The 13449-nt window shown below is 52.6% G+C and carries 16 protein-coding genes and 1 tRNA gene; 12 read left to right on the forward strand and 5 right to left on the reverse strand.

The genetic code is table 11. The annotated features are described in order from the left end of the window. The first annotated feature begins 19 nt into the window (after nt 1-19). From ruvB to AS19_RS03930, 11 genes are all read left to right on the forward strand, one after another. The gene (gene ruvB, locus AS19_RS03880; protein ID WP_011588037.1) at nt 20-1048 is read left to right on the forward strand and encodes a Holliday junction branch migration DNA helicase RuvB; all 1029 of its coding nucleotides are present in this window, start codon (nt 20-22) and stop codon (nt 1046-1048) included. Then, complete coding sequence (gene ybgC, locus AS19_RS03885) at nt 1041-1484, forward strand: tol-pal system-associated acyl-CoA thioesterase (RefSeq protein ID WP_011588038.1); 444 nt, start codon at nt 1041-1043, stop codon at nt 1482-1484. The genes ruvB and ybgC overlap by 8 nt, the downstream gene beginning before the upstream one ends. Next, nucleotides 1477-2163 (forward strand): protein TolQ, encoded by a 687-nt coding sequence (tolQ, locus tag AS19_RS03890; RefSeq protein ID WP_011588039.1) that lies wholly within the window; start codon nt 1477-1479, stop codon nt 2161-2163. The genes ybgC and tolQ overlap by 8 nt, the downstream gene beginning before the upstream one ends. A 2-nt stretch (nt 2164-2165) precedes the next feature. After that, complete coding sequence (gene tolR, locus AS19_RS03895; protein ID WP_011588040.1) at nt 2166-2603, forward strand: protein TolR; 438 nt, start codon at nt 2166-2168, stop codon at nt 2601-2603. Continuing rightward, complete coding sequence (locus tag AS19_RS03900; RefSeq protein ID WP_011588041.1) at nt 2596-3372, forward strand: cell envelope integrity protein TolA; 777 nt, start codon at nt 2596-2598, stop codon at nt 3370-3372. Before tolR ends, AS19_RS03900 begins: the two co-directional genes overlap by 8 nt. Nucleotides 3373-3386: 14 nt before the next feature. Next, nucleotides 3387-4691: a Tol-Pal system beta propeller repeat protein TolB gene (gene tolB / locus AS19_RS03905; RefSeq protein ID WP_035460818.1), complete on the forward strand. Its 1305-nt coding sequence runs from the start codon at nt 3387-3389 to the stop codon at nt 4689-4691. Between the two features lie 44 nt (nt 4692-4735). After that, nucleotides 4736-5305: a peptidoglycan-associated lipoprotein Pal gene (pal, locus tag AS19_RS03910; protein ID WP_011588043.1), complete on the forward strand. Its 570-nt coding sequence runs from the start codon at nt 4736-4738 to the stop codon at nt 5303-5305. 15 nt (nt 5306-5320) lie between these two features. Continuing rightward, nucleotides 5321-6073, forward strand: a complete 753-nt coding sequence (locus tag AS19_RS03915; protein ID WP_231483485.1) for a YbgF trimerization domain-containing protein — start codon at nt 5321-5323, stop codon at nt 6071-6073. 94 nt (nt 6074-6167) lie between these two features. After that, nucleotides 6168-6809: a 7-carboxy-7-deazaguanine synthase QueE gene (gene queE, locus AS19_RS03920; protein ID WP_011588045.1), complete on the forward strand. Its 642-nt coding sequence runs from the start codon at nt 6168-6170 to the stop codon at nt 6807-6809. An 80-nt stretch (nt 6810-6889) separates the two neighbouring features. Further along, a complete protein-coding gene (queC, locus tag AS19_RS03925; RefSeq protein ID WP_035460816.1) occupies nt 6890-7558 on the forward strand; it encodes a 7-cyano-7-deazaguanine synthase QueC in 669 nt (222 codons plus the stop codon). A gap of 72 nt (nt 7559-7630) precedes the next feature. Then, nucleotides 7631-7706 (forward strand) — tRNA-Lys (locus tag AS19_RS03930). Nucleotides 7707-7823: 117 nt separating this feature from the next. Here the strand turns inward: AS19_RS03930 and AS19_RS03935 are convergent. From AS19_RS03935 to AS19_RS03945, 3 genes are read right to left on the reverse strand one after another with little or no spacing between them, the layout of a single operon-like run. Next, a complete protein-coding gene (locus AS19_RS03935; RefSeq protein WP_004574636.1) occupies nt 7824-9113 on the reverse strand; it encodes an ISL3-like element ISPpu12 family transposase in 1290 nt (429 codons plus the stop codon). Between the two features lie 21 nt (nt 9114-9134). Further along, nucleotides 9135-9647, reverse strand: a complete 513-nt coding sequence (gene lspA / locus AS19_RS03940) for a signal peptidase II (protein ID WP_046961709.1) — start codon at nt 9645-9647, stop codon at nt 9135-9137. Nucleotides 9648-9650: 3 nt separating this feature from the next. Then, entirely contained in the window at nt 9651-10547 is an 897-nt protein-coding gene (locus tag AS19_RS03945) for a cation transporter (RefSeq protein WP_046961710.1), read from the reverse strand. A 95-nt stretch (nt 10548-10642) separates the two neighbouring features. Between AS19_RS03945 and cadR the strand changes: the two genes are divergently transcribed. Next, nucleotides 10643-11050: a Cd(II)/Pb(II)-responsive transcriptional regulator gene (gene cadR, locus AS19_RS03950; RefSeq protein WP_008283426.1), complete on the forward strand. Its 408-nt coding sequence runs from the start codon at nt 10643-10645 to the stop codon at nt 11048-11050. Nucleotides 11051-11131: 81 nt separating this feature from the next. Here the strand turns inward: cadR and AS19_RS03955 are convergent, their stop codons facing one another. Further along, the gene (locus AS19_RS03955; RefSeq protein ID WP_046962271.1) at nt 11132-12325 is read right to left on the reverse strand and encodes a nuclease-related domain-containing DEAD/DEAH box helicase; all 1194 of its coding nucleotides are present in this window, start codon (nt 12323-12325) and stop codon (nt 11132-11134) included. A 120-nt stretch (nt 12326-12445) separates the two neighbouring features. Further along, nucleotides 12446-13270: an alpha/beta fold hydrolase gene (locus tag AS19_RS03960; RefSeq protein ID WP_144412621.1), complete on the reverse strand. Its 825-nt coding sequence runs from the start codon at nt 13268-13270 to the stop codon at nt 12446-12448. Between the last annotated feature and the right edge of the window lie 179 nt (nt 13271-13449).

The raw sequence follows: 13449 nt of genomic DNA on the forward strand, positions 1-13449 counted from the left end.
AGGCAAGCCCGCTGCAGGCATGGATAACGAACGAGTCATTACCGCGGTTGCCGTTGGTAGCCAAGAAGAACAGCAAGACAGGGCGATTCGCCCGGCCAGCTTGGCGGATTATCATGGGCAGCCGAAAGTCAGCGAGCGCATGGAAATCTTTATTGATGCCGCCCGCGGACGCAATGAGGCCCTTGATCATACTTTAATTTTCGGCCCGCCCGGTCTCGGCAAGACGACGCTTGCCCATATCATTGCCCGAGAAATGGGCTGCGATCTCAAGTCCACCTCTGGTCCGGTGCTGGAAAAGGCAGGCGATTTGGCGGCCATCCTGACCAACCTGGAAGAGGGCGATGTGCTTTTTGTGGATGAAATTCACCGCCTGTCTCCGGTGGTAGAGGAAATCCTTTATCCGGCTATGGAAGATTACCAGTTGGATATCATGATCGGTGAAGGGCCGGCCGCCCGTTCCATCAAACTGGATCTTCCGCCGTTTACTCTTGTCGGTGCGACCACCCGAGCCGGTTTGCTTACCGCTCCGTTGCGTGATCGTTTTGGTATTGTGCAGCGCCTCGAATTCTATTCTGTAGATGACTTGTCCGGCATTGTTAGCCGCGCCTGCGATATTCTTGCTATTCCTATCGAAGCGGCCGGTGCCATGGAAGTGGCGCGCCGCGCACGTGGTACCCCGCGTATTGCCAATCGCCTGCTGCGCCGCGTGCGCGATTACGCCGAAGTGAAGGGCGATGGGCGGATTACTGAAGAGATCGCCCAGCGAGCCTTGGACATGCTGGAGGTGGACAGTTGTGGTCTGGACGGCACTGACCGGCGCCTGCTGGATATGATCATGCACAAATTTGATGGTGGGCCGGTGGGACTGGAATCCTTGGCAGCAGCACTCAATGAAGACTCCGGAACCTTGGAAGAGGTGGTGGAGCCTTACCTGATACAGCAAGGCTTTATTCAACGCACCCCGCGTGGGCGGGCAGTGACTAACCATGCTTGGCGTCATTTTGGTTTGCAGCGCCCGCGTCAAGACGGTGATTTGTTTAATGATTGAAAAAAATCAACAAAACGGGGAATTTACCCTGCCTGTGCGCGTCTACATCGAAGACACTGATGCAGGTGGCATAGTCTATTACGTGAATTACCTGAAATTCATGGAGCGGGCGCGTACTGAATTTCTACGTACGCTGGGTTATCAGCACTATGCACTGGCGGATGACAATTTTCAGTTTGTCGTTCACTCGGCCAATGTGCAGTATCGCCAGCCGGCACGTATTGATGATGCGCTGACCGTGTCAGCCACACTGAAAAAAATGGGTAAGGCCACGCTGGTGTTTGATCAGCAGGTGCGTAAAGCCGGCGCATTAATTTGTCAGGCAGACATTAAGGTGGCTTGCGTGAGAGCCGATACCCTCAAGCCGGCGGCTATCCCGACGGCACTGTATAAAAAATTTAGCGCGGCCAGCAAAGGAGAAGGGCTACATGGTTGAGGCATCCAGCATGTCTGTCGTCAGTTTGATCAGCAACGCCACCGTGGTGGTGCAGCTGGTGATGGCGCTATTGATTCTGGCGTCGCTGACGTCCTGGTACATGATTGTTGGCCGTTTCCGGGTGCTTGGGCGTGCTCAACGGGCGGGCCGTGCCTTTGAGGGAAAATTCTGGTCCAGCGATGACCTGGCCTCCCTCTATAACCAGAGCCGCAAGGAGCCGGATCTAGATTCCGGCAGCGAGGCGATTTTTCGCGCGGGCTTTCAGGAGTTTGTCCGGCTTTCTAAAAGCGCACGTGGCGGAGAGGCGGTGATGGATGGCGCCCAGCGTGCCATGCGGGTTGCCTTGCAGCGCGAACAGACCCGCCTTACCAAGCATTTACCTTTTCTTGCCACAGTTGGTTCTACCAGCCCTTACGTTGGGTTGTTCGGCACAGTTTGGGGCATCATGAATTCTTTTATGGCGTTGGCGAACGTGAAACAGGCTACGCTCAGCGTGGTTGCCCCGGGTATTGCCGAGGCGCTGATCGCCACCGCCATTGGCTTGTTTGCCGCGATTCCGGCGGTCATGGCTTATAACCGTTTCTCGGCTCAGAGTGATGCGTTACTGACGGAAAATGAAATGTTCGCGGAAGAGTTTTCTTCCGTACTTCACCGTCAAGCCCATGGGCGCGGAGCATAATTATGAGCGGCGTAAAGATACGGGTGCCGCGCAAGCTCGTCGCCGAGATGAACGTGGTGCCTTACATCGATGTGATGCTGGTACTGCTGGTGATCTTCATGGCCACGGCTCCGATGATGACCCAGGGTATTAATGTGGACCTGCCGGACAGCAACAGCGACCCTATTGATACCACTAAGAGCGAGCCTGTGATCATTTCGGTGACTGCGGATGGCCGTTATTTCATTGATGTGGGCGGTGACAGCCAGAAATCTTCTAGCCTGGAAACCGTCAAAGGTCATGTTCTGCGTATTCATAAGCATAAGCCGTCCACCCTGTTTTTGGTGGAAGGTGATGGCAATGTGGCCTATGCCCGGGTGGTGTCATTGATGGGCGCGTTGCAGGAAGCCGGCATTAGCCAACTTGGGTTGGTGACTGAGCCGCAGGGACGCAATGAGTGATCGCCGTGTTGCGTTGTTGTTTACGCTGCTTATTCACTTGCTGGTGTTTGGTTTGTTGGTGTTTAGCTGGAGCACGGATCCGTCATTGCATAAGGCCCCAGTGGTGCCGCCCCATGTGAAGGCGACCATGGTGGAGCGCTCCAAGCAGCAGAAAGCGCCGGTAGCGAAACCCAAGAAGGAAGTAAAACCGACCCCCAAGCCGACAGCAAAACCTAAGCCTAAGCCCAAAACGGAACCTAAACCTAAACCGACGCCCAAGCCCGATCCGAAGCCTGCGCCGGCAAAAAAGCCGGAGCCTAAACCTAAACCCAAATCGGCGCCTAAACCCAAGGCCGAGAAGAAGCTGGTGGTACCGGAGATCGATACCCCGAGCTTGGAAGAGATGTTGGCCGAGGAAGAGCTGGAAATGGACAGGCAGAACAAAGCCTCTGCCCAGCCAGATAAGGAAATGGCTAGTAACGCGGATCAGGCAAATGCACAGGTGGCCAGTTTTACCGATGCCATTGCCTCCCATGTGGGTCAGCAATGGCGGATTCCCGGCAATTATCGTAACCGAGATGACATCCGCACACGGGTAAGAATAAAGATGATCCCTGGTGGTGAAGTGGTGAATGTCTCTGTGGCGCAAAGTAGCGGCTACCCGGATTTTGACGACTCGGTGTTGAATGCAGTCAAGCTAGCCAGCCCACTACCGGTACCTGATGGATCGCTTTTTAACGAACAGTTTCGCTCACTGGTGATCGAATTCGATCCTGGAGTTGCACAATGATAGGTGTGTTAAGGATGCAGCAAACCTGTAAACGAAAGATATGGATGCAAATCAGCGTCGCTTTGGTGACATCTTTGTGGATGATCAGTGCGCAGGCTGAGTTGCTCATCAAGGTAACTGAGGGCCGTGTGGATGCGGTGCCGATCGCTGTAGTGCCTTTTGATGGTGCAAAAAATGCAGAGGAAGATGTCTCCGCGATCGTTCAGGCGGACCTGCACCGCAGCGGTCAGTTTAAACCGCTGCCGCCGCAAGACATGCTCAGCCGCCCCCGTAATGAGCAAGAGATGATTTATCGGGATTTCAAAGTGCTGGGCACAGAGTATGTGATCACCGGCAGCATGAAGCGTCAGGAAACCGGCGGTTACGAGGTCGGTTATGCACTGTTTGATGTGGCGCGGCAAAAGAAATTGATGTCGGAAACCTATCGCCCGCCGGCGTCCCAGCTACGTGATGTGGCCCATGCCATCAGCGATCGTATCTATGAGCAGCTCACTGGGATCCCTGGAGCGTTCTCTACGAAAATTCTTTATGTGACCCATAATCGCCATGATGCCAATCCGTATCAGCTGCAATATGCCGATGCGGATGGCCACCGAGTAACGACCATCTTGCGTAGTAACGAACCGATAATGAGCCCTACCTGGTCGCCAGATGGCAGGAAAATTGCTTACGTTTCCTTTGAAGATCAGGGGCGGCCAGGTATTTATATTCACAACCTGGCCACCACTGAACGGGAGAAGGTGTCCAGCTTTAGCGGCATTAACGGTGCACCAGACTGGTCGCCAGATGGTCAGCACTTGGCGTTGACCTTGTCCCGTGACGGCAATCCCGAAATTTATATGTTGAATCTGTCGACCAAGGTGTTGACCCGGTTAACGAACAATTACGGCATTGATACCGAGCCGCGTTGGTTGCCCGATGGCGAACACTTGGTGTTCACTTCCAGCCGTTCCGGGGGGCCACAGATTTACAAACTGAACATAAATGATAAGTCGGTTCGGCGGGTTTCGTTCCAGGGCGGCTATAATGCGCGCTCGGATGTAACCCCAGACGGCCGCTATCTCGTTTATGTGCATCGACGAAATGGAAATTACAATGTCGGTGTGCAGGACCTCCAGCGTGGCACATTTAATATTGTGACCCGTACCGATATGGATGAATCGCCCAGTGTTGCGCCCAATGGAAGTATGGTAATTTACGGGACGCAACATGGGGGAGCGGGGGTTCTGGAAGCCGTATCCATTGATGGCAGAGTCAAAGTTGAGCTGCCGTCGAAGGAAGGGGAAGTCAGAGAGCCGGCATGGTCGCCGTTCCTCTGAGTGGTGCTCGAGTCCAATACTAGGAAATTATAGGAGTTTTTCGCATGCGTTCATTACTAAACCCGCTGTTTGCTCTGGTTCTGGCAGCTGCATTGGCAGCTTGTTCCAGTACACCGACTGAAGATGATACCTCTGCTACCGATAGCATGTCTCAGACTGATACCTCTCCAGTAACATCTGTTGAGCGGTCAGAGCCGGTTAAGCCCGACACTAGCAGCATTCCGCTAACTGCTGACAACTTCTACAACCATCCGTCCAACTATGACGGTACCACCGATTCACGTGTTATTTACTTCGCATTCGACAGCAACACCATTCCGGCTGCGGCGTTTGAAACCCTGCGAGCCCACGCGACCTACTTGAAGAACAACGCTAACGCGAAAATTCGTCTGGAAGGCCACGCTGATGAGCGCGGTACTCGTGAATACAACGTTGCACTGTCCGAGCGTCGCTCTAAAGCGGTAGAGAAGTTCCTGCGCGTACAGGGTGTTGCTTCTTCTCAGCTTGAAATCGTGTCCTATGGCGAAGAGAAGCCGGCAGCATTTGGTCACTCTGAAATGGATTGGGCCAAAAACCGCCGTGTAGAAATTAACTATCTGTCTGGCCGTCCGTAAGGCATGAAGGTATTGATGAGAGCGCGCCTGATTGTAGGCGCGATGCTCGGCACCTTGGTGTTCTGTGCACATGCACAGAGCACTGGGCCGCTGGCCGTAGAAGAGCGCAGCCTAGCCCAGGCGCAATCAAAAATGCGCAGTGCCTCCACACCGTCTGCTGCGGTGAATGAGGATGGGTTGATGGTATTAATGCAGCAGCAGCAACAGTTTGAAGAGCAGATTCAACAGCTGCAGGGGCAGCTGGAAGAGTTGCGTCATGAACTTTCCACTCTCAAAAAAGCTGAACGTGAGCGTTATCTGGATCTTGATGCCCGAATTAATACGTTAGCCGAACGGGGAAGCACTGCGAAGGAAGAGGCTGCAGTCGCGGGTAACAATGACCCGGAAGCGGATCGAGCTGCCTATAACGCCGCTAAAGACAAGTTGGTGGCTGGTGACTTCAGCGGTGCCATTGCCGGTTTCGAGGCGTACCTGAAGGATTTCCCGCAAGGGCTATCCCGGGCGGATGCCCATTTCTGGGCGGGTAAGCTGTACAGTGACCAGAAAGAGCCGGATTTGCAGAAGGCGCAAGGTCATTTCCAAGCTGTGGCGGACAACTACCCGGACCATAGCAAGGCGTCGAAAAGCCTCTATATCTTGGCGGTCATGCAGGCCAACGCCGGAGAAATTTCGCCTGCCAAGGTCAATCTGCACAAGCTTATCAAGCAATATCAGGATAGTAGAGAAGCCAAGCAAGCTCAGGGTCTTCTCGAGCAGCTCAACGAGTAAGCCGCGCCTATCACCTTTATCTGCGTCACAGATGCGGGCAAAGGTGGTAGAATCCGCGCATTTCCCCCCTCTTTCAGGGCTTTCAGGAGATGTTGTGGAACTCCGCCTCACCGAAATATTCCATTCGTTACAAGGTGAATCCCGCACTGTGGGCCGCCCAACGGTATTCGTGCGCCTAACGGGTTGCCCGCAACGCTGTGTTTGGTGTGATACAGAATATGCGTTCTCCGGGGGAGAAAAATGGAGTTTGGCCGCTATTCTTGAGGAGGTGGCGGCTCTCGGTGCTCAGTATGTGACGGTGACGGGAGGAGAGCCCTTAGCGCAACCAAGCTGCCTGCCATTGCTTAAGACGCTCTGTGATGAGGGTTATCAAGTAAGCCTGGAAACAGGCGGCGCCATGGATATTGCCGGTGTGGACGAGCGGGTGTCTGTGGTGATGGATCTTAAAGCGCCGGGTTCAGGTGAACAGCACAATAATCGGCTGAGCAATATCGCTCTACTCAAGGCTCACCACCAGGTGAAGTTCGTGCTGGCGGACCGCAAGGATTACGATTGGGCACGCTTTATGCTGGATCAGTACCAGTTACACCAGCGGGTCAGTGATGTGCTGTTCTCACCTGTGCAAGGGACTTTAGCCCCGGGAGACTTGGCGAATTGGATTGTCGAAGACCGTTTGCCGGTACGTTTCCAATTGCAGCTACATAAGCTTCTTTGGAATGATGCTCGCGGACGCTGATTAAGGTCAGACGCAAGATCTCTATGCGCCAAACGTGAAGTCTCACAACCCTAAAGCAAAGAGTAATGAAGGAACCTGCCATGAAAAAAGCCGTGGTGCTGTTGTCCGGTGGCTTGGATTCAGCCACTTGCTTGGCGATCGCCCGTGATCAGGGCTATGCCTGCCATACCATTGCATTCGATTATGGCCAACGCACTCGGTCAGAGTTGGATGCGGCGGAGCGTGTGTCTGGCGTGTTGGGGGCGTTGAGTCACCGTGTCATTGAGCTGGGTATGGGGAATATCGGCGGCTCTGCGTTGACGGATCATTCCATTGAGGTGCCGGAAAACGGGGGTGACGGTATTCCTGTGACCTATGTGCCGGCCCGTAACACGGTATTCCTGTCTCTGGCGCTAGGTTTGGCGGAAGTGATTGATGCGCAAGCTATTTTTATTGGAGTGAATGCGGTGGACTATTCAGGCTATCCAGATTGCCGGCCGGCGTTTATCGAGGCGTTTCAGTCCATGGCCACTTTAGCCACCAAGGCAGGGGTAGAAGGGAGGCCCATGCAGATTGAGACTCCGTTAATGCATTTGAGTAAAGCGCAGATTATTCAGCGGGGGGTGGCGTTGGGTTTGGATTACGGTCTTACCGTCTCTTGTTATCAGGCTGACGATCATGGAAATGCTTGTGGGAAATGCGACAGTTGCCGTCTGCGCAGCCAAGGCTTCGAGGATGCATTGGTTAAAGATCCAACAAACTATCAATAAAGCAGAAAAAAAATGGGTTAACCCCTTGTCACCAAGAAATAAATCCGTATTATTTGCGCCTCCTTCGGGAGCGGGTCGTTAGCTCAGTTGGTAGAGCAGTTGGCTTTTAACCAATTGGTCGCTGGTTCGAATCCAGCACGACCCACCATATTTAAAAGGGCTCGCCTACGGCGGGCCCTTTTTCGTTCCAGCTTCCTTTCTATTTTCGGGTATACGGATTTAATGGTTGATGGGGCACCTTCACCCCATCAATCTGATACCACCCTCAGATGGTTGATAGATCGACTCCGTAGTTGAGTTCCTCTGCGAAGTCCGGCAGTCCGTAACCGATGGTTTTCTTGTAGAAAGGAGAGACCTTCGCAGTCGGTGCCTTCTTCTTGTGCTTCGTGGTGTAGAGCATTCGTGCCCGCATCACCTCGAAGGAGTAACCGCGCCCTTCACGGTTCTTGTCCTTGGCCAGTCGGTTGATGGACTCCGTGTAAGCGTTGGTGACGGGCATGTCCGTCTCGAAGTAGGTCATGGTCTCTTCGCGCCAGTTTCCCACTGCCCTGACCAGATCGCTCCAGACTTCCTTTTGGCCCTTCGGGATGGTGGCTATCCACTCGTCCAGGGCGGCTTCTGCCTGGAGCCGTGTGGTGGCGTCCCAGATGCCGTAGAAGCGCTCCTTGTGCTCGTAGGCGGCCAGCAGTTGCGGGAACGCGCCTGTCCAGGTCTCCATGATGAGGCGCTCCCGGTCTGAGACTTCGTGAGCGCGTTTCAGCAGGATTTTCCGGTCTCCCTTGAGAGTCCGGCTCTGGGACGGTTTCAGCTCCTTTCTGAGGCCCTTGCGCACTCTCTCTAGGGCATCGTTGGCCATGCGCACCACATGGAACTTATCGACCACGATACGGGCCTGGGGCAGCACAGCCTTGACCGCTGCCCGGTAGGGGTTCCACATGTCCATGCTGACGATCTCGACCTTCTGCCGGTCTTTCAGCTTCATCAGGTAGTTGGTCACCACGTCCTGGCGGCGGGTGGCCAGCAGGTCGAGCAGGGTTCGCTCCTCAATGTTGGTCAGAATGCAGCGGTAGCGCTTGTTCAGGTATAGCTCGTCAATGCCCAGGATGCGGGGCGTCTCGAAGCGGTGCCAGCGCCCCAGGAACTCGGCGCGGGCGTTGAAGATGTCGCGCACCGTCTTCTCGTCCAGGCCGGTCTGTGCCGCCACAAAGGTGTAGGGGTGGTTGAAGGATTCCTTCTCCACGTACTCATGCAGCCGCAGTGTCATACGGAATCCGTCCACCATCTCCGGTAGCTGGGGCCTGAATGTTGTCTTGCAGGCCCGGCAGGTGTATCGGCGGCGGACCACCCAGAGAGTGACCCGCTTGCCGTGGATGGGCAGATCACGATAGGGAACGTCACGCTTGCCGAACCGTACGAACTCACCCTGCACGCCGCATTCCTCGCAGGCGATGGGATCGGGCACGTCCACCTGGAAGTGCATTTCGTCGTCGGTTGATTTGCAGCCCAGTACTTGGTATTGCGGCAGGTGAAGGATGTTGTCGGGAAGTTCGGTCATGGTGTTGTATAGGCGTAGGTGTCAGTCAGATCCATCCGGCTCGGCATTGGTGTTTGCTTTTTTACCCAACAAGCTGCTGGAAACGAAAAGTAAGGCACCGAGGACAATTGCAATATCAGCCAGGTTGAAGGCCGGCCAATGCCAGTCTCGCCAATAGAAATCAAAGGAATCCACAACATAGCCGCGAAAGACCCGGTCAATCAGGTTGCCCATGGCGCCACCGAGGATAAGACTGTAAGCGATGGCTTCTCCTTTATGACGATTTTCAAGGATCAGCTTGATCAGAAAAATCGAGACCACTACCGCGATTCCGATAAAAAAGTAGCGCTGCCAGCCTCCACCATTCGCAAAAAGACTGAATGCGGCACCGGTGTTCCATAGGTGCACCCAGTTAAAGAACGGGGTCACTGAAATAGACTCGCCATAGGCCATTGATTGCTGCACCAGCCACTTTACAGCCTGATCAGACGCTGCCAGCAGGCCCGATATGGACAATAGGGCATACGGCGAGAGCTTTTTGCCAATAATGAGCATTATTTAACCCTTCAACGCCAAAATGCGTCTGGCACCGTTAAGTACAATGCCCCCCGCGATGGTGCCGATAATCAGATCCGGATAATTGGAACCGGTCCACGCGACCAGGGCGCCGGCGGTGATGACCCCCAGGTTGATCACCACGTCGTTGGCCGAGAATATCCAGCTTGCCTTCATGTGCGCCCCGCCTTCCCGATGTTTGGATATGAGCAGCAGACAACTGGTATTGGCAATCAATGCGACGAATGCGATAGCCATCATCACCAGCGATTCAGGCTCACTACCGAATACAAAGCGCCTCACGACCTCTACGAGTACGCCAACAGCCAAAACCAGTTGGACCACACCAGCAACGTGCGCAACACGGACCTGCCTTTTCACGCTATGTCCAACCGCATAAAGGGCAAGCCCGTACACCGCCGCATCGGCAAAATTGTCCAGGGATTCTCCAATCAGGCCGGTGGACTGGGCGATCAGACCGGCAGTCATTTCCACCACGAACAGAAGTGCATTGATGCCGAGCAACCAGCGCAGGGTCCCGGATTCTTGCTTAGCAGAAGCTGCCGAAAACTCGGCGGCCTTGATGGTCTCCGGATTTGCAGCGACGGTTTCCTGAAGCGAGGCGCCTAGCCCCAAGGTCTTCAGTTTCGAGGTGACGGGCTCGACCTCGCCGTCATGCACGACCTTCAGCCGGCGGTTCGACAAGTCGAAGGACAGCGCCCGAATCTCCTCAAAGCCGTTCAGGGCTAGGCGAATCATTCGCTCTTCTGATGGACAGTCCATCTTCGGCACGGCATAAACGCTGACCCATCTCCCCGGCGCTTCGGAGGAGGCCTGTATATCGGTATCCGCCGCGGACGTTGCATCACCGCCACAGGCGCCACCACAGGATTTGCTCATGATACGACTCCACTTGAACAATGTTGTGGTACCATTTAAAACTATAAAGCTACTATAAGGTCAATAGAGTAAAGAATCCGTTGGGGAGGAGGCTGATGCGCATTGGTCAGTTGGCGCAGTTGGTAGGGGTCGAAACACAGACGATCCGCTTCTATGAACAGCAGGGCTTGTTGCCGCCGCCTGATCGGCAGGACAACGGTTACCGTGTCTATACCGAGAAGTATGGTGAGGGGCTGGCCTTCATCCGTCGCTGCAGAATCCTGGGCCTGTCACTGGCTGAGATTCACGAACTACAGAGCTATCAGGACGACCCTCATCAGCCTTGTACCGCCGTCAACGCCTTGCTCGATGATCACATCTCTCATGTGCGGTCGCAGATAACCGCTCTGCAAGCGCTTGAGAAACAACTCGTTTCACTGAGAGCGAGTTGCAACGATGACCGGGAAGTTGAGGCGTGTGGGGTTCTTGCTGGAATTAGCGAAGGAAACATGCACCAGCAGTAGGTGAAGCATCAACCAGATAATCCGATGAGATGCCGGTCTGTCTCACTCTCATGCAAAGGTAAGATCAACCATTTAATCCGCTTACCCAAAATATTTACGTATTATCTTTATCCACTCAGGTTTATAGTCTTGAATTTCATCGACCAGTATTGTGTGAAATTTTTCTTCAATTTCACAATTTTCAAAAATGTTTTCATTTGAGTAATACTCCGAATCTAGGTAAGCACTGACCCTTTTCTTATCATTTTGTATTTCTTCAGGAACACTTACGTCTATTCCATATTGACTGAGTGCTGCACTCATAAACCTATGGTAGTTAATAATGCCAAAAGCCCCCCAGGAAAAATCACTTCTCACTTCATTTATTTTGTCTTTAATGTACATCCGAAGAGTAAGATTAAACGTGAGTATAAGAACGTTACCACCATGTCTCGAATGTGCATTTACCGCCCTTTTCGCCAGCACGGTAGTTTTTCCTGATCCTGCAACCCCTTTAATTTTTTCTCGCTTGCCCTGCTCACTGGTTACGAGCCTTTCTTGCACCTTAGTGTATTCAATTTCTTTCCCTTCATTGAGATAATGATAAGGAGGCTGCAAATACCTTAAGAAAGCTTCGTGGATTGATGCAGGATATATGTCACTCTTCTTGGAAAGTGGAAATTTTATTTTCATTAACTGATCTTTGGTAACTGCATGCTGATACAGATCCCTTTCAAACTTTTTTATTTTTGAGTTCAGCCATTCTCTCTTTCGCTCATATTTGTCATGGTCTATTGGGTTTTCAGCATATGCATTATTATGCTCTCTGAGCATGTTCTTCAATTCGTCCATTCTGGGAGAAAAAAATCTTTGAATTGAATCTTTATTCTCGCTATGGAAATAAACGTAACAAGATATCACCTTGTAAAAATTCTTATTATTTAAGTTATTTTCTAAAAGCCCATTAATATGAAGATCAAACATATTTTTTTTGTAGCCAAAAACTTGGGCGAACGGTGATCGTATTACCGACCCATTGTTATTTACATGCCATTTGTTGTTTTCATCCAAATTATAAAAGGACAAATCCCAGTCTTTTACTTCGATTATGATTACACCCATTATCGGGTGAATAATTATAATGTCAGGTCTTTCACCGTTAAAAAATGGCTGAAAGTATATCTCCACTTCCGTATCGAAATTCTGCGACAGCTCATTTAGAAGAAATAACTCACCCTCAGTCGGCTTCTGCTTGCTTTTCTTGATGACTTCAATGCTTGGGAATATCTTAGCCATACAACCTCAGTTTGACTGAACTACTTTGAGCATAACGCCTGAGTTCAGCGGCGTTTGAGGCGCGGGCCATTTTGCGGCAGCAAAATGGGCTGCGGGTCAAACGTCCGCTGCAACGAATTGTTAGGCGCCGGCCGCGACAACGCTTGGCTCCTCGATCTCTGACAGGAAACGCTCGGTAGCAGCCAACACCACGCCTGGGTTTTCCTTGTGCGGTACGTGCCCGAAACCCTCCAGAACTAGGGCCTGGGAACGGCCCAATGATTCTTCGGCAATAAGTTTCGGAAATGCCACGGAACCGTATTCATCCGTATCCCCGTGAATGGCAAGAACTGGACAACTTACATTCTTGAGGTGAGACCTGAGGCTCCAATCTGCAAAGTTCGGATGCAGCCATGTTTCCGTCCATGCCTCCAAGACCCAACGAGCTTTCTCACCGTGATATTTCGAAAGCTTGTCCAAATGGCCAGGCTGGTTGAAGAATTTCTTTGCAGCTTCGATACCCTGCCGTGTTCGTTCTTCAACGAAAGCCTGAGCCGATTCTGTTACGACGCTGGCACAGAGGTTCGATTGCGAATGAATGCTAGCAATTGCAATGGCCATACCGCCACCGACACTGTGACCAAAAGGAACGACGGCTTCTAACCCCAGCGAGGAACACAATGCCGGGAACACTGACTCTGCTTCTTCATCGATAAATCGAAGCGATGGTGGCTCCGGAACTACAGATGACCGCCCAAAGCCGAGCCGATCATAGGCTACGACCTCGCGCCCAAGTTTCTCTGCGAGTTGAGCCGGGAAATCCCGCCAAAGTGCCACACAACCAAGCGAATCGTGCAACAGCACAATGGCTGGCTTGTCGGATGATTCGGTCGGCCACCAACGACTGACGAAGATTTGTCCGCCCGGAACTTCGATGTGCTTTTCTTCTGACTTCATAGTTTGCATAAATGTTTTTCTAGGCGCCTAACGCCAGCCAGCATGCGCGGCTACGGAATGGAGGCGAAGCCGAAATGTAGTAGACGTCGCCGTGCCTGGCCTTGTTAAATCGTCACTTCCCACGACAATGCCTCTCGTAGAAATCTAACAAGAAAATGTCAGTTTCCTGGTTGGTTGCAAACCAATCA

This window comes from Alcanivorax sp. NBRC 101098 (assembly GCF_001010505.1).
Classification (GTDB): domain Bacteria; phylum Pseudomonadota; class Gammaproteobacteria; order Pseudomonadales; family Alcanivoracaceae; genus Alcanivorax; species Alcanivorax borkumensis.